The organism is Bacillus sp. MC1252 (genome assembly GCF_056838025.1).
This window is the reverse complement of sequence record NZ_CM166369.1, coordinates 1,728,280-1,750,556: the sequence shown is the minus strand read 5'-3', so window position 1 is coordinate 1,750,556 and position 22,277 is coordinate 1,728,280. Positions and strand designations below refer to the sequence as shown.

The window sequence follows — 22,277 nt, the reverse complement described above, 5'->3', positions numbered from 1 at the left end:
ATATGTCCTGATGTTTACAGCATTTTAAATGAGGGAAAGTAAAAAAACAAGACTTTTCAAATAACTGAAAACGTGGTAAGATCATGAAAATAAACAGGGAGGGGTGAGAAAAATGAAAAAAAATATGCTGTTAAAATTAGCTGTCTTATTCATAGCACTGGCAAGTTTTCATTTGTTCTCAATGCCTCATTCCGTTCAGGTATACCATCATGCAAAAGTGGTTGCCGATCAAGAATCACATGAAATAAAAATCGTTCAGACAACAGGCGATGAAAAGAAACATGTGAACGCAGTATTTGCCGCATTTACAGCACTGCTGATCATTGGCAGTATGACAGCTGGATTTGCACGCATCACTTATACTGATCGATTTGACCGGAAAAAGAAGCATTTACTTGCAGTGTTCTATCAATCTTCTTATTTCCGAGCAGCTCGTGTTTAACCCAACCATTGAAATCAAAACAAAAATTGGGAGGTTTTACACGATGTTATTTTTCTTAAGATTATTCATTGTAGGTCTGTTCTCTGTCACTTCACTTTCACTTTTTGTCTACCAAGGAATAGAAGTGGTTCACGCCATTACAAGCTTGTTCGGCAACCACGAGAGCTAAATGACCCAAATTATAAAAATTACCCCCTGTCTATCTCAGGGGGTTTTCGTTTGCTTATTTATTCTCATCTGGAGTAGATTCCGGTGATAGAAGGACATGGGTCACTTCTCCCTGCTCCTCCTCATCTACAATAAATGATCCATTGCTATAACGATCATTCGCTCTTAAAGTAGAGATATCAAGCGGAATCATGGCACCCTTTTCCGTATCAATCTCAAGTGTATCGTGCAAAGATGCAGCGATCACAGCCACAATACGGTGCGGGTTTTTCTTTAATTCTCTTAGCATGAGCACTCCGCGTTTGGCTCTTGATGTCTTATCAAATTCAGAGAGGTTCATTCGCTTCACGGCACCTCTTTGTGTCGTCAAAACTAAGACATCGTTCTTCGGATCAATGATTTGTCCAGAGACCACCTCGTCCCCTTCCTTCAAGTTGATTCCTTTGACACCAGCCGCTCTTGGGCCTACAACGCTCACTTCTTCTTCATCAAACCACAATCCATAACCATTTTTCGTTGCAATAAACAATTCTTGCTGTCCTGTTGTGACGTGAACATCTATGAGTTCATCATCACCTTTTAGATTCAAGGCGACGAGCGGTTTTGAATATCGCTGCGCTTTATATTGGAGAAGCTCTGTTTTCTTCACCATACCGCCTTTTGTAAAGAACACCAGATAGGACGATTCATCAAATTCTTTAATTGGAATCGCTTTTTGAATAGATTCATCACGATCAATCGAAATAATATTCGTAATATGCTGGCCCATGTCTTTCCAGCGTATATCTGGTAGCTGATGAACCGGACAATAAATGTAGCTCCCTTTATTCGTAAACAAAAGAAGAACATCCGTTGTATTCATTTCAAACTGATGAATCAGCCGGTCTGTATCCTTCATGCCAAAGTCCTTCCCGTTAGATGCGGCATAGGAGCGCTGGCTTGTCCGTTTGATGTATCCATCCTTCGTGACCGTAACGTATACATCCTCTGATGCGATCATCACTTCAAGGTTAATCTTAATTTCCTCGATCTTTTCCTCAATGACAGATCGTCTCTCATCAGCATAAGTTTTTTTGAGCTTTTTCAAACTGGTCGTAATCACTTTTAGCAGCTTTTTCTCGTTCCCTAAAATGTCTTCAAGTTCTGCTATACGCACGTCAAGCTCACTTGCTTCGTCTCTTAATTGCGTAATATCTGTATTCGTTAAACGATATAATTGGAGAGAAACAATCGCTTCTGACTGGGCTTCTGTAAAGTCATATTTCTCCATTAAGTTATTTTTCGCATCACGCTTATCATTAGACGAGCGGATTGTCGCAATCACTTCATCTAAGATGGAAAGGGCCTTAATTAAACCATCTACAATATGATGACGTTCCTTCGCTTTTCGAAGCTCATATGCTGAGCGGTTCGTTACCACTTCTTTTTGATGGGCAATATATGCATCAAGTATTGTTGTGAGCGTCATTAAGGTCGGTCTTCGATTATGTATCGCAACCATATTAAAGTTATACGGGATTTGCAAATCAGAATTTTTATATAAGAAATTCAAGACACCATTTGCATCAGCTTCTTTTTTCAGCTCTACAACAATTCGAAGTCCAGTACGGTCTGTCTCATCTCGAACCTCTGAAATACCTTCTACTTTTCTTTCAATTCGGAACTCGTCCATCTTTTTCACAAGGTTGGCTTTATTGACTTCATAAGGGATTTCTGTGATCACGATTTGCTGGCGTCCGCCGCGAATGGTTTCAATCTCCGCTTTTCCGCGAATCATAATCTTTCCTTTTCCCGTTTCATAAGCCTTCTTAATGCCGTCCACACCTTGAATAATACCGCCTGTTGGGAAATCTGGTCCTTTAATGACTGTCATTAATTCCTCAACCGTACAGTGCGGCTGTTCGATTCGTTTAATGACCCCATCAATCACTTCTCCCAGGTGATGCGGAGGAATATCGGTCGCATAACCAGCTGAAATTCCTGTTGATCCATTTACTAGAAGGTTTGGAAACATCGCTGGTAATACAACCGGTTCTTTACTTGTATCATCAAAGTTTGCGACAAATTCGACTGTTTCCTTGTCTAAATCTTTTAAAAGCTCTGAAGCAATCGCACTAAGTCTTGCTTCTGTATAACGCATGGCAGCAGGAGGATCTCCGTCAATACTTCCGTTATTCCCATGCATCTCAATCAGCACATTTCGTACTTTCCATTCCTGACTCATTCTGACCATGGCTTCATAAACAGATGAGTCACCGTGCGGATGGTAGTTACCAATGACGTTACCAACTGTTTTGGCAGCTTTACGGAAGTTTTTATCTTGTGTGTTTCCTTCTGCGTACATCGCATATAAAATTCTTCGTTGTACAGGTTTTAGTCCATCGCGTGCATCTGGAAGCGCACGGTCTTGGATAATATATTTACTATAGCGACCAAACCGGTCTCCAATCACTTCTTCTAATGGTAAATCATGAAATCGTTCTTGTTGTGCCATGTTTAAACCTCCTCAGCTAGCGACAAGTTTTCATTTTCAAGAATGTTGCTTTCCTCATCAAGTCCAAAGGCGACATTCTTTTCAATCCATTTACGGCGCGGTTCTACTTTGTCACCCATAAGTGTCGTGACGCGGCGTTCCACTCGTGCAGCATCATCGATTTTTACTCTGACAAGTGTTCTCGACTCTGGATTCATTGTCGTTTCCCATAGCTGGTCGGCATTCATTTCACCTAAACCTTTATAGCGCTGAATCGTATACCCTTTTCCAACTTTCTTGAGTACGCCATCCATTTCTTCATCAGACCATGCATACTCAATAACTTCTTTCTTCCCTGAGCCTTTGCTGACTTTATATAGCGGAGGAAGTGCAATAAATACTTTCCCATGCTCAATCAGCGGCTTCATATAGCGATAGAAGAACGTAAGCAGAAGCACTTGGATATGCGCACCATCCGTATCCGCATCTGTCATGATCACAATTTTGTCATAATTGATGTCTTCTACATTAAAATCGACACCGACGCCACCACCGATTGCATGGATAATGGTGTTGATTTCTTCGTTTTTGAAAATATCAGCAAGCTTCGCCTTTTCAGTGTTAATGACCTTCCCTCGAAGCGGAAGCACCGCTTGGAACTTTCGGTCACGTCCTTGCTTTGCTGATCCACCCGCTGAGTCGCCCTCTACTAGGTACAGTTCGTTTCTTGCCGGGTTTCTAGATTGAGCAGGTGTTAATTTCCCGCTTAACGTCGCTTCGGACTTTTTACGTTTCTTGCCGCTCCTCGCTTCTTCTCTTGCTTTTCTAGCAGCTTCTCTTGCCTGCTGTGCTTTAATGGCCTTTTTCACAAGAAGAGTCGCCGTTTCCCGGTTTTCTTCAAGAAAATAAGCAAGTTTTTCAGAAATAACAGTGTCAACAGATGACCGTGCCTCACTTGTCCCAAGCTTTCCTTTTGTTTGTCCTTCAAATTGAAGCAGCTCTTCAGGAATTCTGACAGAAATAATGGCAGACAGTCCTTCTCGAATATCAGTGCCTTCTAAATTTTTGTCTTTTTCTTTTAAAAGAGTTACTTTGCGTGCATATTCATTAAAGGCTCTCGTCATTGCTGTTTTTGCACCAGACTCATGCGTACCGCCATCTTTTGTTCTTACGTTATTGACAAAGGAAAGGATATTTTCTGAGTAGCCATCATTGAATTGAAAAGCAAAATCTACTTCAATGGACTGATGCTCCCCTTCAAACGAGACGACTTCACTAAGTACATCTTTTTCCTCATTTAAATAAGCTACGAATGCTTCGATGCCCGTCTCATAATAAAAGGTTTCTTGTACATCGTGCCGTTCATCGATCAGCTCTATTTTTAACCCTTTTAATAAAAAGGCTGATTCTCTTAAACGTTCTGATAATGTATCGAAATTATAGGTGGTGACACTGAACATTGTTGGGTCTGGCTTAAAATGAATCAGTGTTCCTGTCTTTTTCGTTTTCCCGATTTTTTCAAGTGATGTTACTGGCTTGCCGCCGTGTTCAAATCGCTGGTGATAAATAAAGCCATCTCGTTCAATTGTTACAGTGAGCCATTCTGACAGTGCGTTTACAACAGATGCCCCAACCCCGTGAAGTCCACCACTTGTTTTATATCCGCCTTGACCAAATTTTCCGCCTGCGTGCAGGACAGTTAAAATGATCTCAGGTGTCGGTTTTCCAAGCTTATGCATACCAGTAGGCATTCCTCGTCCTTTATCTTGGACGGAAATGCTGTTATCTTTATGTATTTTGACAATGATATGATCTCCATGGCCAGCGAGCACTTCATCGACAGAGTTATCTACAATCTCATAGACAAGGTGATGAAGACCGCGTGAATCCGTAGATCCAATATACATACCTGGACGTTTACGGACCGCTTCAAGCCCCTCTAGCACCTGAATAGAATCATCGTTATAATCTACTTGCTGCTTTTTAACCAAATGCTTAATCCCCTTTCACTAACAAACATAACCGGCTAATCATCAAATGATCTCTCTAGATTTTAATGATGATCATGCTGCTCATTACTGTCCACTTTAATAAGCTGCATCATCACCATGCATGTGTGATTCAGCTATACATGCTCTTTTGCATGACTATGAGAATGGCCCATATTCTGCAATCAGAACTAGAAGTCCATTATAAACAAGACTGTTTCATAAGCCAAATGCAATCATATGATGGTTTTAGCAAAACAGAACGTGTGTTCCATCTTTATCTTATCGCTCTTTTTCTCGATATGCAAGGTCATCGATATGTCCCTGTCGCCTTATTTTATCGCTTTCTTCTAGAATCGCAAATATATTTCTGCAACAAAAAAGTAAAAATCCTTGGTTTTTCAAGGATTTTTGACGATTTAATGAGTTTTTGTCATAGCATGAGCCACTTTAATGCATAAATCCATGATGGCCACTTTCCCTTTTTGCTCAATCAATCTTTTCGCTTCTTCGTGATATACGCCTTGCTGTGCCCAAAAAACAGGTGCGTCCATTTCAAGAAATTCTTTTGCCACCTCAGGTAAAAATTCTGAACGTCTAAAGACATTGACAATATCAACAGGCTCTTGAATGTCTTTTAAAGACGCGACCGATTTTACGCCAAGTGCTTCATCAATCGTTGGATTCACCGGAATGATGTCATAACCGGCATCCTGCATCGCTTTTGAGACCATATAAGACGTTCGGTGCGGCTGATCTGATAAACCAACAACAGCAATTCGTTTGCTGCTCTTTAATATACGCCCGATTTCTTGTTTAGTAGGATTATTCATCCAGACACTCCTTTTCTTCTATTTTAGCGAATTTCTTCTGAAAAACAAAGCTCAATTCATTCTCCTTCTCTTTTTTCAAAAAAAGATCGCCATGTTTTTCATAAGATCATGTTAAAATGTAAGACAAGAGGGAGAATATAAAGGAGTTATGCAGATGTTAATTGCTTTGATGTTTATTTTGGCTTATCTACTCGGCAGTATTCCATCCGGTCTCATTGTCGGGAAAGCTGCAAAGGGAATCGATATCCGTGAACATGGCAGCGGGAACCTAGGTGCGACGAATGCATTTCGTACGCTTGGGGTAAAAGCAGGGTCTATCGTTATTACAGCTGATATTTTAAAGGGGACTCTCGCTTCAGCTTTACCGTTTTTCATGCAGCTGGACATTCATCCCTTACTAGCAGGAGTTGCTGCTGTTATCGGTCACAGCTTTCCTGTCTTTGCAAAATTTAAGGGGGGAAAAGCAGTCGCTACGTCAGGCGGCGTGTTGCTATTTTATGCCCCGTTCTTATTTATCACAATGATCGCTGCTTTTTTCTTATTTTTATACATTAGTAAATATGTGTCTTTATCATCAATGCTGACTGGAATCTATACATTCATTTACAGCATATTCACCCAAGACCTATTCTTAATTATTGTTGTAGCCGTTCTTGCTGGCTTTGTGATCTACAGACACATCGCCAACCTCAAACGAATTCTCAACAAAACTGAACCGAAAATCAAATGGCTCTAGCCGTTTATTAAGTTTAAATATGTGGTAAAAGTACAGAAAAGCTGTTTTTGCATTCTGCATGTAAAAAAACAGCATGACTTCAAAAAGGGGCGATCACATTGAAATTAACGATGAAAGATGATGCACTCAATTGGTACAAGGATGAACTGGATTTAGAAAAAGGTGATCATGTTCGCTTTTTTGTGAGATATGGCGGGTGCAGTAATGTACAAAAAGGCTTTTCTCTCGGCGTCGCAAAAGATGAACCTCAAAATGCCGGCGCAACCGCTGAATTAGAAGGTATTACTTTCTTTATTGAGGAAAGTGATATTTGGTATTTTGACAACCATGATCTGCATATTGATTATAACGAGTCCGTGAAAGAACCAGAGTTTCATTATGAATAACAAAAAAGATACCTCATCCCTCGGGTATCTTTTTTGTTTTATACATCAATATATAGTCCATACTCCTGAATGTTTCCTAAAGACCGCTCCTTTTGCAAGATCCTTTCTTGCGATTCACCGATCAGGTCAAAATGAGGAAAGCCTTCTCGAACATGAATCCATTCTTTTTTTAATCCATGTGTTTCTCCCCAAGCCATTAATTGCTTCATATCCTGACAGGCTGCCTTTGTGACGGTATTGGCATTTGGAAAACGGTCATCAAGCCAATAGTGTGTCAAAAAGGCGACTTTCCCTTGCCGAACAGCTGATTTCCATGCGTTCAAATCGCTTCTTTTAATACCAAATGCCATAGATTAACCCTGCTTTTTCGACTGTTCGTATACTTTGTGCCAGGCAGGAAAGGCTTTTCTAAACTGAATAGGTCTAAAGGTGTCTTTGTCTACACAAATATGTGAGGTTGTCCCCGTAATAGCTGTTTGTCCATCAGGCTTTTGAATTTCATAGCCATACACCGTTTTGACACCATTGTATTCTTCAATCCACGTATGGATGATTGCGGTTTCGCCGTACAGTAATGGTTTTTTATATCGAACCTGAAGATCTACAACAGGTGCAAGGACACCGTCTGCTTCTAGCTGCGCATAGGAAAATCCCAGTTCTTTAATCAACGCTGTTCTGCCGACTTCCATCCAAATTAAGTAATTGGCATGATAAACGATGCCCATTTGATCTGTTTCTGCATAACGGACTTCTATTTCTTTTTTGGATACATACACGTTTTCATCGCTCTCCTATCGAAACCTAAGGTCTCTGCCATTTTACCACATTCCAAAAGGTTCTTCTAAAAAGAGGCAATAAAATAAACCAGGAATCCCTGGTTTATTCGGTATAGCCATTCTTTCTTGCTGCTTCTTCGTCCTTTATCTCAGAACGCATGGCGTCAATACTCGTTCTGCGATTTTCATTTTTTTGCTTGATCATCTGCTGTTCTTCCTCTGTCGAAAGAGCCATCGCTGCTTCAGATTCATCAATATTTTCTAGCGTGTTCTCGATCATATCTTGGAGCTTTTCAACATTATCAGAACGATCATCTGGATTGGATTGATATGACTTGCCATTCATCATGCTTCCCTCCTATTATTCGCCCTTCGTCTGTATCACATCAGGCTGTTCATTTGATTTATTATGCATCTTTTTACCTTTATTGCGTTTGTACGCCACAGGTTTTGTCCCTAAATGGTCTGGTGTAAACTGTGCTTGTTTATCATGCTCTCTACCCATCATTCATCCCTCCCTCTTCTTTAGGATGAACGAAAACGGATAAAACATAACTTATTTCTGTCTAAAGCGCTCTTCCAACTTTTCTTCTAGCTGGTTTAAAAATTCCTCATTACTTAATAATTCTTTCTTATTTTCAAGCACAAGCTCTTCAAATGTACGGCGTTTTCTTCTTCTCATTCCGCTCACCTCCAGTGTATGTGTATTACATTTTCGCCAAAAAATTTAGAAAATAAGCAAAAGAGCTGAATCATTATAGATCCAGCTCTGTTTCAATTTCTTTTTTTGTCAGCATTTGATGCTTCACAGACATGATGCGTCCTTTTTCATCTAATATGTATGTAGTTGGATATGAAAGCACCTGATACCTCGCTTGAATGCCTTTTTGGTCCAATAAAACAGGAAGGGTCAGCTTTAATTCATCTCTGAATGCTGCGACATGATCCACACTCTTTTCAGTGGTCGTCAAATTCACTGCTAGTACTTCGACTTGATCATTCTCGCTTCTGATCGCATCTAGATCCGGCATTTCCGTTCTGCATGGTTTACACCATGTCGCCCAAAAATTGACGAGCACCTTTTTCCCGCGATAATCAGATAACGATGCGGTTTTGCCATCAAGTGTTTTGAGCTCAAAATCAGGGGCCTGATCCCCTATTTCAAGACCGATGGCCGGCTCTTTTGGCCCAAATAAATTCCACGCAAGTAAACCAATCAACACAAGTAAAACAGCGCTTGCCATTACTTTTTTCCACATGATTGATCCTCCACTATTTTAAAAAAGAAGAGAAAGCTTTCGAGCGCCTTCTCTTCTTCGTTTTATTAGTTGCTTGCCAATTTTTCACGCAGTACCATTTGAAGAATACCGCCATGACGATAGTAGTCAATTTCGACTTCACTGTCAAAGCGAACAAGCACTTCAAATGTTTTCTCATTGCCATCTGCATCGATTGCTTTTACAGTGACAAGATCACGCGGACGAACTGTTTCGTCAACATCTACTTCAAATGTTTCGGTTCCTGTTAGTCCATGAGTCTCTGCACTTTCTCCGTCTTTAAACTGTAAAGGAAGTACGCCCATGAAGACAAGGTTACTTCTGTGGATACGCTCAAAGCTTTCAGCTAGAACAAATTTAATCCCAAGAAGGTTTGTTCCTTTTGCAGCCCAGTCACGTGAAGAACCCATTCCGTAGTCTTTACCTGCTAAGATCGCAAGACCTGTTCCATCTTCTTTATAACGCATGCATGCATCATAAATGGATGTCACTTCACCAGTTGGCCAATACGTTGTATATCCGCCTTCTGTTCCCGGTGCAATCTGGTTCTTAATACGGATGTTTGCAAAAGTACCTCTCATCATAACATGGTGGTTCCCACGGCGAGATCCATATGAGTTGAAGTCTCTAGGCGACACGCCTCTTTCTTGCAAGTATTTACCTGCAGGTGTGTCCTTCCCAATTGCTCCAGCTGGAGAAATATGGTCAGTTGTGACAGAGTCACCGAATTTTGCAACAACGCGAAGTCCTTTAAGTGGCTCAACTTTGCCAGGTTCAACTGAAAGGTTTTCGAAAAATGGTGGGTTGTCAATATAAGTTGAATTCTCATCCCATTTGTATAGTGCATCATCGGTTGTTTTGATTTCATTCCAGCGATCGTTGTTATCAAAGACAGTTTCATACTCTGAACGGAATAATTCAGGTGTTACTGTGCTCTTAACAACACTGTTGATTTCGTCCATCGTTGGCCAAATGTCATTGAAATAGACGTTTTTGCCATCCTTATCGACACCGATCGGATCCTTTGTTAGGTCGATATCTACAGTACCCGCAAGTGCATATGCCACAACTAGTGGTGGTGATGCAAGGTAGTTTCCTTTGACAAGCGGATGGATACGTCCTTCAAAGTTACGGTTACCTGATAAAACTGAAGTGATCAGCAGATCATTTTCAGAGACAGCTTCCTCAATTTCTTTCTCAAGCGGTCCAGAGTTTCCGATACATGTTGTACAGCCATATCCAACAATGTTAAATCCAAGGTCTCTTAGGTATGGAAGAAGTCCTGAGTTCACAAGGTATCCTGTTACAACCTTTGAACCTGGCGCTAGTGACGTTTTCACATAGTTTGGTACCTTCATACCAAGCTCACTTGCTTTCTTCGCAACAAGACCTGCCCCGATCAAGACGTATGGGTTAGATGTATTCGTACAGCTCGTAATCGCTGCAATCGCAATCGCACCTGTCTTCATGACAGCTTTTTCACCGTTTGAAAGATCAAATTCGATTTGTTTATCCAGCTCTGATTTTTCTAAGCCGAATCCTTGGTTTCCTGCTGGGCTTTCAATATGTTTATGGAACGTCTCTTTCATTTCAGAAAGTGGAATCAAATCTTGTGGACGTTTTGGACCAGATAAGTTTGACTCAATTTTAGAAAGATCAATTTCCACGACATCAGTAAATACTGGTTCCTCAGCATCTGGCGTATAGAATAAACCATTTGCGCGAGAATATTCTTCAACGATATTAATTTGCTCTTCATCACGGCCAGTGAGACGTAGGTAAGCCAGAGCTTCCTCATCTACTGGGAAGAATCCGCAAGTAGCACCGTATTCAGGCGCCATGTTCGCAATCGTTGCACGATCAGCTAATGGCAGCTGTGCAACGCCTGGTCCGAAGAATTCAACAAACTTGTTCACAACGCCTTTTTCACGTAGTACTTGCGTGACTTTTAATGCCAAGTCAGTTGCAGTTGTTCCGTTTGGAAGCTCCCCAACTAATTTAGCGCCAATGACTTCTGGTACTGGGAAGTAAGAAGGTTGACCAAGCATACCAGCTTCCGCTTCGATACCGCCAACTCCCCATCCAAGAACACCAATTCCGTTAATCATTGTTGTATGAGAGTCAGTACCAACTAGTGTATCTGGGTAAGTGATGATCTCGTCATCTTCTTCAATCGCATGAACAACACTTGCAAGATACTCTAAGTTCACTTGGTGAACAATTCCTGTTGCAGGCGGAACAGCTTGATAGTTGTTAAACGCTTTCTTTGCCCAGCTAAGGAAGTTATAACGCTCTGCGTTACGTTCGAATTCTAAATCCATGTTAATGTTTAATGCGTCTTCAGTTCCAGCTTTGTCAACTTGTACCGAGTGGTCAATGACAAGGTCAACTGGAATTTCAGGGTTGATTTTATCCGGGTCTCCTCCGACATCTGCCATTGCTTTTCTTAAAGAAGCAAGGTCAACGACGGCTGGTACACCCGTGAAGTCTTGTAAAATAACACGAGATGGTTTAAATGGAACATCAATCTCTTTTACCTCGGCAGTTCCCCATTTTGCCAAGTTTTCAACGTGTTCCTTTTTGATCACTCTACCGTCTACTTGGCGAAGCACTGATTCTAACAGTACCTTAATGGAATAAGGCAGCTTAGAAACATTTCCGATTCCTTGTTTTTCTAGTGCTTCTAACGAATAATAGTGATACGTTTTCCCATTTGTCGAAAACGTTTTTCTAGATTGAAAAGCGTCTTGTTTAGCGACTTGCTGCTGTTTCGACATGTCCAAAATCCCCCTTTTGATGATCAAGATCAATTTCAATTCTCAGAAAAATCGTCGTATTTCACCACAATTTTCTCACAATTTCATCTTAAAACAAATTCATACATAAGTAAATAACAATGCTTTTATTAAATTCAATAAGTTTATCTTATCATTAGGAAATGATTACTCTTCATAAACCGAGTGGCGCGGGTTCATACTAATATTGAGGTGATAGAACATGACAAAACGCAAAGCAAATCATGTGATTAACGGCATGAACGCAGCCAAAAGCCAAGGAAAAGGTGCAGGCTATATTGAAAATGATCAGCTCGTTTTAACAGAAGAACAAAGACAAAACAATAAAAAACGCAAAAAGAACCAATAAGAAAGGAGCAAGAATCATGACGAATAAAAACACAGGGAAAGACATCCGTCAAAACTCTCCTAAGGAGCATCATGGCAGGCAGCCTGAGCCATTATCAGGCAGTAAAAAAGTGAAAAACCGCAACCATTCAAGACAAAAGCACAATTCACATCATGATATGTAAACATTCCCTTCTCATCCCGTGACCAAACGGGATGTTTTAGGTCTTTCACACATTTCAGTTTTCAACATATGATTTATTATGAGATGTGATGGAGGAGTGTTTATGGAGAATGAAAAGCAAGTGAATTCCTCTGATTTTCTTGAAATAGATGATTGGCTCAATGTGTTAATGGATGATCCTTTTGCCTGGTATGATGAACACCTCCCAATTGATTTGTATGAAACAAGCCGTGATTATATTATTGAGATCGATATCTCTACCTTGTTGATCACTGATGTAAAGCTGACCTTCGCTGGATATGAGCTCACTCTAGCTTTCACGGCACAAAAGCCAAATGATGAAAGCGAACAGCAAATTGAAAAAAGTGTCATGCTCCCTTTTTATTTGAATAACAAAGACATTGACACAGAATACGAAAACCGAATCATATCGATAAAAATTAAAAAATATTCTCATCATCAAGACGGGGCATTTTCCTTTCAAATGCCGCATTTCAAACATTAAGAGCCCACCTTCATTTTGGTGGGCTCTCTTCCGTTCGTTTCAAGTCAATCCCTTTTGCGAACCACCATGGCCAAATAGTAGAGTCGCTATACGATAATATATGCTTTTTCTACTAAATGGTTTGGGTCCTTCTAGTAAATGGACGTCTATCAATGAAAAAGGGGCGCTTATAGAGAAAAGATACAGACATTTTTGTTATTTTCTTCTATCATCTCTTCATGTAAAATAAGATAGAGACATAAGGGGTATAAGGAGTGAGAACATGTTAAGCGGCTGGTTTTTGTGGTTCATTTTATTTTGGGGGACAGTGATGATCGGATTACTAGCAATCGGTGGCTTTTTTATGTTTCGCAAATTTTTAAAACGATTGCCGAAGGAAGACGGGAAATCAGAACTTGATTGGCAGGATGAATATATTCAAAAGAGCTTGCACCTATGGCGGGATGAGGACAAACAGCTTTTAAATGAGCTCGTATTACCAGTTCCAGAGCTGTTTCGAGATGTCGCCAAAGAAAAAATCGCGGGCAAAATTGGCGAACTGGCATTAAAAGAACAGGCTGCCAGCATTAATTTAGACTTAATTATTCGCGGCTATATAATCGCTACGCCAAAGCGAGACCATAAGTTTTTACTTAAGCGCCTGCAAGAAAAAAACATCGATCACACGCCATACGAATCGCTATTAAAATAACCTCCTTTTTATAAAGGAGGTTTCAGATTGTTGACAAAGGGCTAAAATGATCTTTATTTTAGCCCTTAGTCTTATTTTCAGCGTGATAGAACACCTTTGAATTCTAGGAAGGACGAGCACTGGAGCGGATTTGACATTCGTGAGCACCAGCGCGCAGGACTGACAACGAATGCGAGGGTTTGTCTACACGCTGTAACCTCCTTTTTATAAAGGAGGTTTAATTCATTTGAGCCTGCTGGGGATCTAATTGTTTAGACAGCTTTCTAAACGATAAATACATAGCGACCCGCCAAGGCACAATCATGCCAAAGGCAAGGATCCAAAACATCCCGCTTAACGCACCATAATCAATGGAAGAACTCAGGATGGTCTTCATGCCAATACGAATAATAAGAAGACCAATGAGAATGAACACAAATGCTTTTGATCGCTTTAGATAAATTTCATTCCCTCTAATTTCAAATTTTGATGTTTTAATTAAAAATATGGAGAAAAACATCCCCACTGTGATCGCCTCAAGAAATTCAGCTCCAGTTACTTGAAACATAGGGACCAAAAACATCAGAGCACCAGTGCTCATGAATATAGGAGGTAAAATAATTTTTTTCGCGGTTGCAGGTTTTGCAGATGATTTAATGCGAATAAACATGACGGCTACCGCCATACATACCGCAATTATAGAAGAGATTATGATCATCATATCAAATCATTCCTTTATTCTTTAAGGTCAGTCTATGTATAATATACTCCAATTGACGAAAAAAAACCATTCGCCGCGACTGTAGAAAACGATTTCAAAAGCCTGTAAATCCACCAAACAATGATGAGAACATAATGATAATCCATGTTAGAAGATCAAAGAACAGTAAAATCCCTACCACAATCATAATGATCCCGCCAATTCTCATGATGAGCTGCTGACGCTTTCTGATCCACGCCATTTTCGTGATGAAAAAGGACAGAACAAAAAACGGAATGGCAAAGCCTAATACATACGCAATCATATAGGTCACAGCGGACTCCGGTTTATTGCTGGCAAGTGTGATGACAGCTGATAAAATCGGGCCGGTACAGGGTGTCCATCCAGCGGCAAAACCCATTCCAATGAGAATCGATCCAAAAAAACCAGCCGGACGATTTTTGAACTGCATTCTCTTTTCCCCCATCAGAAAAGAGGGCTGAAATACACCAAGAATCATAAAGCCAAAGAAAATAATGAGAATGGCCCCAATTTGACGAATCGCTTGATGATATTCAATAAAGAACGAACCAACGAACGATGTCCCAAAGCCAATCGCAATAAAGATGATAGAGAACCCAATTAAAAAGAATAATGTATGAAGCAGACTTCTTCTTCTCAGCATCACTTTCTCAGATTTCACTTCATCTATACTAACACCCGTGATATACGATAAAAAGGCTGGGTAAAGCGGAAGACAGCACGGTGAGATAAAAGAAAGAAACCCTGCTCCAAAAGCTAAAAAATAATTCAGATCTGACAAAAGAACACCCCCCTTCTTATAATATACAACAAGAGATGACAAAATCATTTCATTTTTTTTACATCATCTCAATAAAGATGGTCTATTCTCTTAAAACCTTATATAATTTAATTTGACATCGAGATAACGAATCCTTTAAATTTGAAAATAAACCTTAATATGGATATAATAGAATCGATTCTTTTTATCAAGATTTGCATGAAAGGAACATGACTTTGGTAAAAACATCATTATTAACTCAAATCGAAGAAAAAAGAGAAGAGCTGATGAAAGTTGTCTTGCATAATGGGATGACATCAACAGTGACCATCGAACATAGCCAGCAGCTAGATCATCTCCTCTTACAATATCAACGACACCTACACTCAAACTCAGCCAACTAATCATATCTCATGATATAAACCATGCCGCACGATTTTAGAAAAGTTGATATGTGTGACAATAAACGAAACAAAAACCTCTGATCACAGGGGTTTTTTGTTTTTGGTCTTTTAGATGATGCATGACGCCATAATAAAAACCACCTTCCCTGCTTCATTCATGCAAGTACAGTGGTTTTAAGCGTCTGATGAAGGTGACTTCATAAAGAAAGGACATAGCTTGTCCATTCTTTATGCCCATGTTCCATCTATGATCATAATATCGTACGTATTATTTCGCTTGGTTGTTCATGGCTTTCATCATTTGATTGATTTTCTTTTGGGACGGTTTCATGCCCATTTGCATCATCATCATTCGAAGCATTTGTTCATTAATTGGTGGATTCTTTTTCAAGTAGCTCATCATATACTTACGAGCAATAAAGAATCCGAGTGCAACTCCTGCAAGCAGTGCAACAACGCCTACAAGGATGACAACCCATAAATCCATAATTCTTCCTCCTTCATGTTGTCTCGTATAAAGTGTACTAAACAAAAGGCTATTATACAACATTTCACGTTCAATTTTATTTTTTTAAACAAAATTCCTCACTTTTACCGGATTGAGCCACCCGTGCTTCTTTGATCCAAAGTCCATGGCAAGGAAGCAAGGACTGATTTTTCTCAGCACTTCAAAAAACACCGCTTCTGCCTCATAACTACCTGTGGCAGACATTTGAATATAACGATCTTTGATGATGAATGCAGCTGTTCCTTTTCCATCTGGTAAGGAGGCGCTGTAAATCGAGCCTATTTGTGTATAGTGAATGTTCGTTAAGTTGTTCATTAATCGCTGGTGCATATGAAAAGCAGGGATTCGTTTCGTCACGTAATCCACTTGTTTCACAAGCATAACCAATTCATCTTCCGTGCGGTTCGTCCAGTGTAACGACTCAAACAAATGAAACAAAATCGATTCTCTACCAAAATAATGATGCGCAAATTCATCCTCAATCCAATAAATATAATAATGGCGTTCCATGTCTATCCCTTCCTTTCACATTTCGTCAATCTCGTATATTGCTTGTATTATACAAAAATGTGAAAGAAAGAATTGTCTATATATGAAGCAAGAAGAAACTAGTTTTGTCAAAAAAACAAGAAAAAAGAAAAAAGTTTGCAGAGCGGATGGAAATGCTCTGCAAACAGGTAGCAAAAAAGCATGATGCTTGGAAATCGATTATTTATTAAGCTTCGCTTTCACACGGCTGACCACGTTGCTTACAGTAAATCCGTATTTCTCAATAATGGTTTCACCTGGAGCAGAAGCGCCAAATTTATCAATCGCAATCACGTCGCCATCAAGACCAGTGTAACGCTCCCAGCCAAGTGAAGCACCCATTTCAATCGCAATACGTGCTCTCACTGCTTTAGGTAGGACTGACTCTTTGTATTCGTCTGACTGCTGATCGAAGCGATCCCATGCAGGAAGACTCACAACAGAAGTACGGATGCCTTCTTTTTCAAGTGCCTTTTGCGCTTCAATCGCTAAGCCTACTTCAGATCCTGAAGCGAGTAAAAGTGCTTCTGGCTGAGCATCAGCAGCTTCAACGACAACGTATCCACCTTTTTCTACTCCCTCATATGCCTTCTCTGGTGCTTGGTCAATCGTTGGAAGGTTTTGACGAGTGAGTACTAGTGCTGTTGGTTTATCCGTTGAAGATACAGCCAGTTTCCACGCTGCAGCTGTTTCGTTTCCATCTGCTGGACGAATGACAGAAAGGTTAGGCATCGCGCGTAATGAAGCAAGTTGTTCAACCGGCTCATGCGTTGGCCCATCTTCACCGACGGCAATACTATCATGCGTAAAGACATACGTGACTGGCAGTCCCATTAATGCAGCAAGACGAATAGCTGGTCTTAAGTAATCTGAGAAAACAAAGAACGTTCCGCCGAATACACGGAGACCGCCGTGAAGTGCCATACCGTTTAACGCGGCACCCATTGCAAATTCTCTGACACCAAACCAAATATTTTTGCCGGCGTAATTATTTTTACCAAAGTCGTCAGTGTTTTTAATTGTTGTTTTATTTGATCCAGCAAGGTCAGCAGAACCACCAATAAAGAAAGGTACTTGCTTCGCAATGCCATTTAATACTTCGCCAGAAGAAGCGCGAGAGGCAAGACTTGAGCCTGATTCATAAACAGGAACCTCTTGATCCCAATTCTCAGGAAGCTTTCCTTCAATCGCAAGCTTCAGCTGAGCTGCTAGCTCTGGATATTCTTTTTCATATTGCTCAAATAGCTCATTCCACGCTGCTTCTTTTTTCTGACCAGCGTCTTTTACAGCTTCTTTGAAATGATCGTACACTTCAGAAGGTACATGGAAATCTTCTTCAAACGTCCAAGAATAAGCTTCCTTCGTCAGCTTTGCTTCGTCGCTGCCAAGCGGTGCACCATGCACACCAGACGTTCCCGCACGGTTTGGAGATCCGAAACCGATCGTTGTTTTCACTTCAATGAGAGTAGGTTTGTCCGTACTTTGTTTGGCTTTTTCAATAGCAGCAGTCACTTCTTCGATGTTGTTGCCGTCTTTTACGTAAAGAACTTCCCAGTTCATCGCTTCAAAACGATTCTTCACATTTTCAGAGAATGAACGATCTAGGTCGCCATCTAAAGAAATATCATTTGAATCATAAAGAACAATTAAACGGCCTAAGCCTAAATGACCAGCAAGTGAAGCAGCTTCAGAGGAAATTCCCTCCATTAAGTCTCCGTCTCCGCAAATGCTGTATGTATAGTGGTCCACAACGTTAAAGTTGTCTTTGTTATACGTTTCCGCAAGATGTCTTTCTGCAAGTGCCATTCCAACTGCCATGGCAATCCCTTGTCCTAAAGGACCTGTTGTGGCATCTACGCCTTCTGTGTGTCCAAATTCAGGATGTCCAGGTGTTTTGCTTCCCCATTGGCGGAATTGTTTTAGATCTTGGATGCTAAGGTTGTATCCGCTTAAATGAAGCATGCTATATAAAAGCATAGAGCCATGTCCCGCAGATAAAACAAAACGGTCTCTGTTAAACCAATTTGGGTTTTGCGGACTTACGTTTAAGTGATTCGTCCATAAAGCGTATGCCATTGGTGCAGCACCCATTGGCATTCCAGGGTGACCGGAATTCGCTTTTTCAATTGCGTCTATGGAGAGAGTACGTATTGTTGCAATAGATTTCAATTCAATCGTTTCCATATAAATTTAAATCCCCTTCCGTATCTTGTGTACACCATTATCATAAATCTACTGTCCTTTTTTCACAACTATTTCACGCTGAAAAAGAAGGATTTTGTCACATTTAGTTTATCGATCACCTAAAAACTTATGCAAATAAGAAAAAAGATGAGAATATTCTTCCCATCTTTTCAAAATTCAAGAAATCCTGATCTTAATGAAGGTTCTGATCTCTTTCTCTTTTTAATTTTTCTGGTGTGACATCGTTTCCTTCAGGATCGACGATTTTCACGGTTTTAAGTGTATTTTTCATAGAAGAACGAAAAGCTTTTAAATATTCTTCTCTTAAATGCTTTTGTTCTGTTTTTTCAGCGTCCGACAAACCGGTCTCTTTCGACTTTTTTGAAAGCTCATTTATTCTTGCAAGCTGCTTTTTAGAAATCATGACAAACTCCTTTAAAACATTTTCTCTAAATACTACTAAATATCATTCATTTTTACAACAATTCACACTTTACGTGGTAAGAGCTTTTTCATATTCTTGATACCTTCTATGCACCGTCGCCTTTGAAATGTCAAAGCCTAGTCCCTGAAGTGTTGCTGCGATTTCGGCGAACGTCATGTTGTTTTTTCTTAATCGAACAATTTCTGAAATCGGTACTTCAATTCGCTCACGGCCAGGCGCCTGCTCACGGTGTTTTAAATTGAGTTCAGGCTGATACCCGCGCTCAACAGCCCTCTTCATTCCCCGCTTAATTTTCAGGTTATGAATTTTTCGTTGATACTCTTCCACGATTCCTACAATCTCAATGACCATCTCATCTGCTTCTGAAAGCTCAAGCTCTCCTCTATGAAAAACACTATACACCTTTACTTTCTCTTTAAAAAGACAATGAAGAAGCGCAATTTTTGCTTGTCCTCTTCCAAGGCGCGTCTCATCCTGAATGAGAACAGCATCTATTGACTCTTCTTTCAGCGTAGCAAGCATATCAAAAACACCATTACGATCTAGATCGTATCCACTCGCTTTTTCTTTAATGACTTTGACCACATTCATCTTGTGCAAAGCAGCTAAAGCTAGCAATTCTTCTTCTTGTCTTTTCAGCGAGGTTTCCTGCTCTTCTTTGACAGTACTGACTCTCGCATAAATGATTGCGTTCATCTCTTCAATCGACCTTTCTACTGTACTGTTGCAAGTTGATATACGACTGGATGCTCTTTTTTGACTGGTATCACAAGGATGTCTCCAGGCTGGATTTCAGTTGAAGCAAGATCATTGTGTTCGGTTACCCAGTCAATAAACGCATTTTTGTCGATTGATTTACTGTCGTTTACTTGATCAGCTAACCCCCAAAGAGTATCACCTGATTGAACCTCTATTTTAACATATTGATTTGGATCATTATGGCTAGTGACTGCGATAAGTGAGAGAAATATGCCAACGATGAATGAGAATACCCCAATAAAAATAATAGATTCTTTTAACCTCATAATGTCATCTCCCCTAACAGAATATGCGTTCGCTCTTTCTGTCATTCATTATAAATACGAACAAACGTTTCTGTCAAACGTTTTTTTCGAACCTATGTTTGTACTGTTAGGAAAAACATGCTATAATTTCTTTAAAATTGACGTTTTGAGGTGCAAAAGATGACGAAGCTATCAAAAAGACAACTCGATATCCTGACATTCATCAAAGAAGAAGTAAAAAGCAAGGGCTATCCCCCATCCGTTCGTGAAATTGGAGAAGCTGTCGGTCTAGCATCCAGCTCAACTGTCCATGGACATTTAGCTAGACTAGAAACAAAGGGTTTAATTAGAAGAGACCCGACAAAACCTAGAGCGATCGAAGTACTAGATGAAGAGGAAATGAATATTCCAAAGAGTGCTGTAATGAATGTACCAGTCATCGGAAAAGTAACAGCCGGCTTGCCTATCACGGCTGTTGAGAATGTAGAAGAATACTTCCCTCTTCCAGAGACTTTTGCAGCGCCAGATGAACAAGTATTTATGCTTGAAATTATGGGAGAAAGTATGATTGATGCGGGTATTTTGGACAAGGACTATGTCATTGTCCGTCAGCAAAGCACTGCCAACAATGGAGATATTGTGGTCGCGATGACAGAGGAAGATGAAGCCACAGTGAAACGTTTTTATAAGGAAGATACACACTTTAGATTACAGCCAGAGAACCCATCAATGGAACCGATTATTTTACAGAATGTGAGTATACTAGGTAAAGTGATTGGCGTATTTCGAAATATTCATTAAAACAAGCCGGTATTTCATCAGTTGCTGATGAGAACCGGCTTTTTCTTTTATGAACAAGAATAAGCAAGAATACTCGAACTTGGGAACGAACCAAATGTAAAGTTCGGCCATATAAAGCCTGTTGTACGGCCAAAAGGCTGTGAGGAAAGCACATACATTAAAAATACTTGACCGTTTCTAAGGAACACAATCGTCCATCTTCTATTACATCCCGCTGCAAACTGAACAGTTTGCTGGCCTCCACTTACACTTTGCCCTGAAATAAGTGACTGCATACTTTGAGGCTGAGAGACTGCTTGCTGATACTGTGAGATGATATGCTGCGGCGGAGCTGGCGGGGCTGATTGTCCGCCTGAACCTTGCCCTGGCCCAGTACCTCCCCCTCCGATTGGAAACCCAGGAAATCCTCCAACTTGAGGAACAGGAAGCGATGGCCATCCTTGTACCTGCCTATCATATAAGTACCCATTCCACATACCTTCATACGGATGATACATATTAAACACCACTTTCTTAGACATTCATCACGACAGTATATGTCATAAATGAAAAAGGGTGTTGAACGTCCAAATAGAAATTTTTCCAAAAGACGTTTTGTTCTTCTGTAGAACGGTTAAATAGTAGTGAAGAAGAAAAAATAAAAAAATGAAAACTTTTTGTCTCGCTCAAACGTTATATAGGTAGAAAGAAAAGAAATAAAAAACTTTTAGATTTAACACTTGTAATATCACTGTAATTATTGTAACATTTGTAACATAAGAAGTTTTCATTTAAAAAAGGAGGCAATCGCCTTGAAAAAATTATTTGTTTTATTAACTGCTATTATGCTTATGATCTCATTACAATCAACAACACTAGCCGCTTCCAAAAAACCAGCCGCTTTAACAAATAAAGAAGCGTTACATATTGCCCTTGATGCACGAGAACACTTTTGGAGTGCGATGTCAGGCTACAAAATTAATGAACATTCAGATTACAAATTAAAATCATTTAGTTATAAAGACATGACATACAACTATCTTTCTAAAACATTTGATACAAAGAAAAAACTAAACAGCTACCTATCTCAAGTTTTCACAAAAGATGCGATCACTCATGGTTTAAAAGACTATCAGTTTATTGTTCATAATGGAAAAATGGCTGTTCCAGTCGGTGACGGAGACAACATGCTCAATTGGGAGAAAGCAACACCTAAACTTGTCTCTAAGAAAAATACAATCCGCACATATGAATTCACAGTCCCAACACTTGATGGACGTGAAGTAAAACGAACTGTCACTTATGAGAAAGTACAAAAGGATTGGAAAGTAACAAAAATTGACGCTGTGATCTAAATAAAAA

Annotated in this window: 30 protein-coding genes; 11 read left to right on the top strand and 19 right to left on the bottom strand. The window is 40.0% G+C overall.

Annotated elements, in window-relative coordinates; translation table 11 throughout:
- Positions 1-112: 112 nt before the first annotated feature.
- Positions 113-442 (top strand): hypothetical protein, encoded by a 330-nt coding sequence (locus tag ACYH0L_RS08795; protein WP_230030212.1) that lies wholly within the window; start codon positions 113-115, stop codon positions 440-442.
- 43 nt (positions 443-485) lie between these two features.
- Positions 486-611 carry a hypothetical protein gene (locus ACYH0L_RS08790; RefSeq protein WP_256499615.1) on the top strand — a complete coding sequence of 42 codons (126 nt, stop codon included), beginning with the start codon at positions 486-488 and terminating at the stop codon, positions 609-611.
- A gap of 54 nt (positions 612-665) precedes the next feature.
- Here ACYH0L_RS08790 and parC read toward each other — a convergent pair whose 3' ends face one another.
- The 3 genes from parC to ACYH0L_RS08775 form a co-directional block, all read right to left on the bottom strand.
- The gene (parC, locus tag ACYH0L_RS08785; protein WP_099728358.1) at positions 666-3,104 is read right to left on the bottom strand and encodes a DNA topoisomerase IV subunit A; all 2,439 of its coding nucleotides are present in this window, start codon (positions 3,102-3,104) and stop codon (positions 666-668) included.
- Between the two features lie 2 nt (positions 3,105-3,106).
- Entirely contained in the window at positions 3,107-5,074 is a 1,968-nt protein-coding gene (parE, locus tag ACYH0L_RS08780) for a DNA topoisomerase IV subunit B (RefSeq protein ID WP_099728357.1), read from the bottom strand.
- A 416-nt stretch (positions 5,075-5,490) separates the two neighbouring features.
- Positions 5,491-5,904 (bottom strand): CoA-binding protein, encoded by a 414-nt coding sequence (locus ACYH0L_RS08775; protein ID WP_099728356.1) that lies wholly within the window; start codon positions 5,902-5,904, stop codon positions 5,491-5,493.
- A gap of 154 nt (positions 5,905-6,058) precedes the next feature.
- On the opposite strand from ACYH0L_RS08775, the gene plsY reads away from it, so the two are divergent.
- Positions 6,059-6,640 carry a glycerol-3-phosphate 1-O-acyltransferase PlsY gene (gene plsY, locus ACYH0L_RS08770; RefSeq protein ID WP_099728355.1) on the top strand — a complete coding sequence of 194 codons (582 nt, stop codon included), beginning with the start codon at positions 6,059-6,061 and terminating at the stop codon, positions 6,638-6,640.
- Between the two features lie 110 nt (positions 6,641-6,750).
- On the top strand, positions 6,751-7,026 hold the full coding sequence (locus tag ACYH0L_RS08765) for a HesB/YadR/YfhF family protein (RefSeq protein WP_370461103.1): 276 nt from the start codon (positions 6,751-6,753) through the stop codon (positions 7,024-7,026).
- A 38-nt stretch (positions 7,027-7,064) separates the two neighbouring features.
- Here the strand turns inward: ACYH0L_RS08765 and ACYH0L_RS08760 are convergent, their stop codons facing one another.
- The 7 genes from ACYH0L_RS08760 to acnA form a co-directional block, all read right to left on the bottom strand.
- Positions 7,065-7,376 (bottom strand): hypothetical protein, encoded by a 312-nt coding sequence (locus ACYH0L_RS08760; protein WP_099728353.1) that lies wholly within the window; start codon positions 7,374-7,376, stop codon positions 7,065-7,067.
- Between the two features lie 3 nt (positions 7,377-7,379).
- On the bottom strand, positions 7,380-7,802 hold the full coding sequence (locus tag ACYH0L_RS08755; RefSeq protein WP_099728352.1) for an acyl-CoA thioesterase: 423 nt from the start codon (positions 7,800-7,802) through the stop codon (positions 7,380-7,382).
- Positions 7,803-7,905: 103 nt separating this feature from the next.
- Positions 7,906-8,148, bottom strand: coding sequence for a small acid-soluble spore protein Tlp (tlp, locus tag ACYH0L_RS08750; RefSeq protein ID WP_099728351.1), 243 nt, complete (start codon positions 8,146-8,148; stop codon positions 7,906-7,908).
- 15 nt (positions 8,149-8,163) lie between these two features.
- Entirely contained in the window at positions 8,164-8,307 is a 144-nt protein-coding gene (locus tag ACYH0L_RS08745) for an acid-soluble spore protein N (RefSeq protein ID WP_008357830.1), read from the bottom strand.
- Between the two features lie 51 nt (positions 8,308-8,358).
- A complete protein-coding gene (locus tag ACYH0L_RS08740; RefSeq protein ID WP_003211002.1) occupies positions 8,359-8,484 on the bottom strand; it encodes an FbpB family small basic protein in 126 nt (41 codons plus the stop codon).
- Between the two features lie 73 nt (positions 8,485-8,557).
- Positions 8,558-9,061, bottom strand: coding sequence for a TlpA family protein disulfide reductase (locus ACYH0L_RS08735; RefSeq protein ID WP_099728350.1), 504 nt, complete (start codon positions 9,059-9,061; stop codon positions 8,558-8,560).
- Between the two features lie 65 nt (positions 9,062-9,126).
- Complete coding sequence (gene acnA / locus ACYH0L_RS08730) at positions 9,127-11,856, bottom strand: aconitate hydratase AcnA (protein WP_099728349.1); 2,730 nt, start codon at positions 11,854-11,856, stop codon at positions 9,127-9,129.
- A gap of 220 nt (positions 11,857-12,076) precedes the next feature.
- On the opposite strand from acnA, the gene sspO reads away from it, so the two are divergent.
- The 4 genes from sspO to ACYH0L_RS08710 all read left to right on the top strand — a co-directional run bounded on the left by sspO (position 12,077) and on the right by ACYH0L_RS08710 (position 13,581).
- Complete coding sequence (gene sspO / locus ACYH0L_RS08725; protein WP_099680711.1) at positions 12,077-12,223, top strand: small acid-soluble spore protein O; 147 nt, start codon at positions 12,077-12,079, stop codon at positions 12,221-12,223.
- 16 nt (positions 12,224-12,239) lie between these two features.
- Entirely contained in the window at positions 12,240-12,386 is a 147-nt protein-coding gene (locus ACYH0L_RS08720) for a small acid-soluble spore protein P (protein WP_099728348.1), read from the top strand.
- A gap of 102 nt (positions 12,387-12,488) precedes the next feature.
- A complete protein-coding gene (locus ACYH0L_RS08715) occupies positions 12,489-12,890 on the top strand; it encodes an Hsp20/alpha crystallin family protein (RefSeq protein WP_099728347.1) in 402 nt (133 codons plus the stop codon).
- A 262-nt stretch (positions 12,891-13,152) separates the two neighbouring features.
- Positions 13,153-13,581: a DUF2621 domain-containing protein gene (locus ACYH0L_RS08710; RefSeq protein WP_034323742.1), complete on the top strand. Its 429-nt coding sequence runs from the start codon at positions 13,153-13,155 to the stop codon at positions 13,579-13,581.
- Positions 13,582-13,798: 217 nt separating this feature from the next.
- On the opposite strand, the gene ACYH0L_RS08705 is transcribed toward ACYH0L_RS08710, so the two are convergent.
- Entirely contained in the window at positions 13,799-14,281 is a 483-nt protein-coding gene (locus ACYH0L_RS08705) for a CcdC family protein (protein WP_230030207.1), read from the bottom strand.
- Between the two features lie 94 nt (positions 14,282-14,375).
- Positions 14,376-15,083 (bottom strand): cytochrome c biogenesis CcdA family protein, encoded by a 708-nt coding sequence (locus ACYH0L_RS08700; protein WP_034323747.1) that lies wholly within the window; start codon positions 15,081-15,083, stop codon positions 14,376-14,378.
- Positions 15,084-15,292: 209 nt separating this feature from the next.
- Here ACYH0L_RS08700 and ACYH0L_RS08695 point away from each other — a divergent pair, with 209 nt between their 5' ends.
- The gene (locus ACYH0L_RS08695; RefSeq protein WP_369810454.1) at positions 15,293-15,466 is read left to right on the top strand and encodes an aspartyl-phosphate phosphatase Spo0E family protein; all 174 of its coding nucleotides are present in this window, start codon (positions 15,293-15,295) and stop codon (positions 15,464-15,466) included.
- A gap of 268 nt (positions 15,467-15,734) precedes the next feature.
- On the opposite strand, the gene ACYH0L_RS08690 is transcribed toward ACYH0L_RS08695, so the two are convergent.
- The 6 genes from ACYH0L_RS08690 to yneA all read right to left on the bottom strand — a co-directional run bounded on the left by ACYH0L_RS08690 (position 15,735) and on the right by yneA (position 20,156).
- On the bottom strand, positions 15,735-15,953 hold the full coding sequence (locus tag ACYH0L_RS08690) for a YneF family protein (RefSeq protein ID WP_003212379.1): 219 nt from the start codon (positions 15,951-15,953) through the stop codon (positions 15,735-15,737).
- An 84-nt stretch (positions 15,954-16,037) separates the two neighbouring features.
- Positions 16,038-16,484: a sporulation inhibitor of replication protein SirA gene (gene sirA, locus ACYH0L_RS08685; protein ID WP_012010100.1), complete on the bottom strand. Its 447-nt coding sequence runs from the start codon at positions 16,482-16,484 to the stop codon at positions 16,038-16,040.
- Between the two features lie 198 nt (positions 16,485-16,682).
- Positions 16,683-18,686 (bottom strand): transketolase, encoded by a 2,004-nt coding sequence (gene tkt, locus ACYH0L_RS08680; protein WP_327925228.1) that lies wholly within the window; start codon positions 18,684-18,686, stop codon positions 16,683-16,685.
- A 193-nt stretch (positions 18,687-18,879) separates the two neighbouring features.
- Positions 18,880-19,110: a DUF896 domain-containing protein gene (locus tag ACYH0L_RS08675; RefSeq protein WP_099725716.1), complete on the bottom strand. Its 231-nt coding sequence runs from the start codon at positions 19,108-19,110 to the stop codon at positions 18,880-18,882.
- 69 nt (positions 19,111-19,179) lie between these two features.
- Positions 19,180-19,827: a YneB family resolvase-like protein gene (locus ACYH0L_RS08670; protein WP_099725717.1), complete on the bottom strand. Its 648-nt coding sequence runs from the start codon at positions 19,825-19,827 to the stop codon at positions 19,180-19,182.
- Positions 19,828-19,844: 17 nt separating this feature from the next.
- Positions 19,845-20,156, bottom strand: coding sequence for a cell division suppressor protein YneA (gene yneA / locus ACYH0L_RS08665; RefSeq protein ID WP_034660770.1), 312 nt, complete (start codon positions 20,154-20,156; stop codon positions 19,845-19,847).
- Between the two features lie 159 nt (positions 20,157-20,315).
- Between yneA and lexA the strand changes: the two genes are divergently transcribed.
- Positions 20,316-20,936: a transcriptional repressor LexA gene (lexA, locus tag ACYH0L_RS08660; RefSeq protein ID WP_003212311.1), complete on the top strand. Its 621-nt coding sequence runs from the start codon at positions 20,316-20,318 to the stop codon at positions 20,934-20,936.
- Positions 20,937-20,983: 47 nt separating this feature from the next.
- Here the strand turns inward: lexA and ACYH0L_RS08655 are convergent, their stop codons facing one another.
- The gene (locus ACYH0L_RS08655; RefSeq protein WP_099725718.1) at positions 20,984-21,433 is read right to left on the bottom strand and encodes a hypothetical protein; all 450 of its coding nucleotides are present in this window, start codon (positions 21,431-21,433) and stop codon (positions 20,984-20,986) included.
- 294 nt (positions 21,434-21,727) lie between these two features.
- On the opposite strand from ACYH0L_RS08655, the gene ACYH0L_RS08650 reads away from it, so the two are divergent.
- Positions 21,728-22,270 (top strand): IseA DL-endopeptidase inhibitor family protein, encoded by a 543-nt coding sequence (locus ACYH0L_RS08650; protein ID WP_099725719.1) that lies wholly within the window; start codon positions 21,728-21,730, stop codon positions 22,268-22,270.
- Positions 22,271-22,277: the final 7 nt, after the last annotated feature.

What these genes read in the sequence shown, in the direction of transcription:
- ACYH0L_RS08745 (WP_008357830.1), bottom strand. Translation starts at nt 8,307, where the DNA reads ATGGGTAGAGAGCATGATAAACAAGCACAGTTTACACCAGACCATTTA.
- lexA (WP_003212311.1), top strand. Translation starts at nt 20,316, where the DNA reads ATGACGAAGCTATCAAAAAGACAACTCGATATCCTGACATTCATCAAA.
- sspO (WP_099680711.1), top strand. Translation starts at nt 12,077, where the DNA reads ATGACAAAACGCAAAGCAAATCATGTGATTAACGGCATGAACGCAGCC.
- ACYH0L_RS08790 (WP_256499615.1), top strand. Translation starts at nt 486, where the DNA reads ATGTTATTTTTCTTAAGATTATTCATTGTAGGTCTGTTCTCTGTCACT.
- ACYH0L_RS08670 (WP_099725717.1), bottom strand. Translation starts at nt 19,827, where the DNA reads ATGAACGCAATCATTTATGCGAGAGTCAGTACTGTCAAAGAAGAGCAG.
- acnA (WP_099728349.1), bottom strand. Translation starts at nt 11,856, where the DNA reads ATGTCGAAACAGCAGCAAGTCGCTAAACAAGACGCTTTTCAATCTAGA.
- ACYH0L_RS08695 (WP_369810454.1), top strand. Translation starts at nt 15,293, where the DNA reads ATGACTTTGGTAAAAACATCATTATTAACTCAAATCGAAGAAAAAAGA.
- yneA (WP_034660770.1), bottom strand. Translation starts at nt 20,156, where the DNA reads ATGAGGTTAAAAGAATCTATTATTTTTATTGGGGTATTCTCATTCATC.
- ACYH0L_RS08775 (WP_099728356.1), bottom strand. Translation starts at nt 5,904, where the DNA reads ATGAATAATCCTACTAAACAAGAAATCGGGCGTATATTAAAGAGCAGC.
- ACYH0L_RS08690 (WP_003212379.1), bottom strand. Translation starts at nt 15,953, where the DNA reads ATGGATTTATGGGTTGTCATCCTTGTAGGCGTTGTTGCACTGCTTGCA.
- tkt (WP_327925228.1), bottom strand. Translation starts at nt 18,686, where the DNA reads ATGGAAACGATTGAATTGAAATCTATTGCAACAATACGTACTCTCTCC.
- tlp (WP_099728351.1), bottom strand. Translation starts at nt 8,148, where the DNA reads ATGAATGGCAAGTCATATCAATCCAATCCAGATGATCGTTCTGATAAT.
- ACYH0L_RS08735 (WP_099728350.1), bottom strand. Translation starts at nt 9,061, where the DNA reads ATGTGGAAAAAAGTAATGGCAAGCGCTGTTTTACTTGTGTTGATTGGT.
- plsY (WP_099728355.1), top strand. Translation starts at nt 6,059, where the DNA reads ATGTTAATTGCTTTGATGTTTATTTTGGCTTATCTACTCGGCAGTATT.
- parC (WP_099728358.1), bottom strand. Translation starts at nt 3,104, where the DNA reads ATGGCACAACAAGAACGATTTCATGATTTACCATTAGAAGAAGTGATT.
- ACYH0L_RS08765 (WP_370461103.1), top strand. Translation starts at nt 6,751, where the DNA reads ATGAAAGATGATGCACTCAATTGGTACAAGGATGAACTGGATTTAGAA.
- ACYH0L_RS08740 (WP_003211002.1), bottom strand. Translation starts at nt 8,484, where the DNA reads ATGAGAAGAAGAAAACGCCGTACATTTGAAGAGCTTGTGCTTGAAAAT.
- ACYH0L_RS08760 (WP_099728353.1), bottom strand. Translation starts at nt 7,376, where the DNA reads ATGGCATTTGGTATTAAAAGAAGCGATTTGAACGCATGGAAATCAGCT.
- sirA (WP_012010100.1), bottom strand. Translation starts at nt 16,484, where the DNA reads ATGGAACGCCATTATTATATTTATTGGATTGAGGATGAATTTGCGCAT.
- ACYH0L_RS08675 (WP_099725716.1), bottom strand. Translation starts at nt 19,110, where the DNA reads ATGATTTCTAAAAAGCAGCTTGCAAGAATAAATGAGCTTTCAAAAAAG.
- ACYH0L_RS08705 (WP_230030207.1), bottom strand. Translation starts at nt 14,281, where the DNA reads ATGATGATCATAATCTCTTCTATAATTGCGGTATGTATGGCGGTAGCC.
- ACYH0L_RS08795 (WP_230030212.1), top strand. Translation starts at nt 113, where the DNA reads ATGAAAAAAAATATGCTGTTAAAATTAGCTGTCTTATTCATAGCACTG.
- ACYH0L_RS08720 (WP_099728348.1), top strand. Translation starts at nt 12,240, where the DNA reads ATGACGAATAAAAACACAGGGAAAGACATCCGTCAAAACTCTCCTAAG.
- ACYH0L_RS08655 (WP_099725718.1), bottom strand. Translation starts at nt 21,433, where the DNA reads ATGTATCATCCGTATGAAGGTATGTGGAATGGGTACTTATATGATAGG.
- ACYH0L_RS08710 (WP_034323742.1), top strand. Translation starts at nt 13,153, where the DNA reads ATGTTAAGCGGCTGGTTTTTGTGGTTCATTTTATTTTGGGGGACAGTG.
- ACYH0L_RS08715 (WP_099728347.1), top strand. Translation starts at nt 12,489, where the DNA reads ATGGAGAATGAAAAGCAAGTGAATTCCTCTGATTTTCTTGAAATAGAT.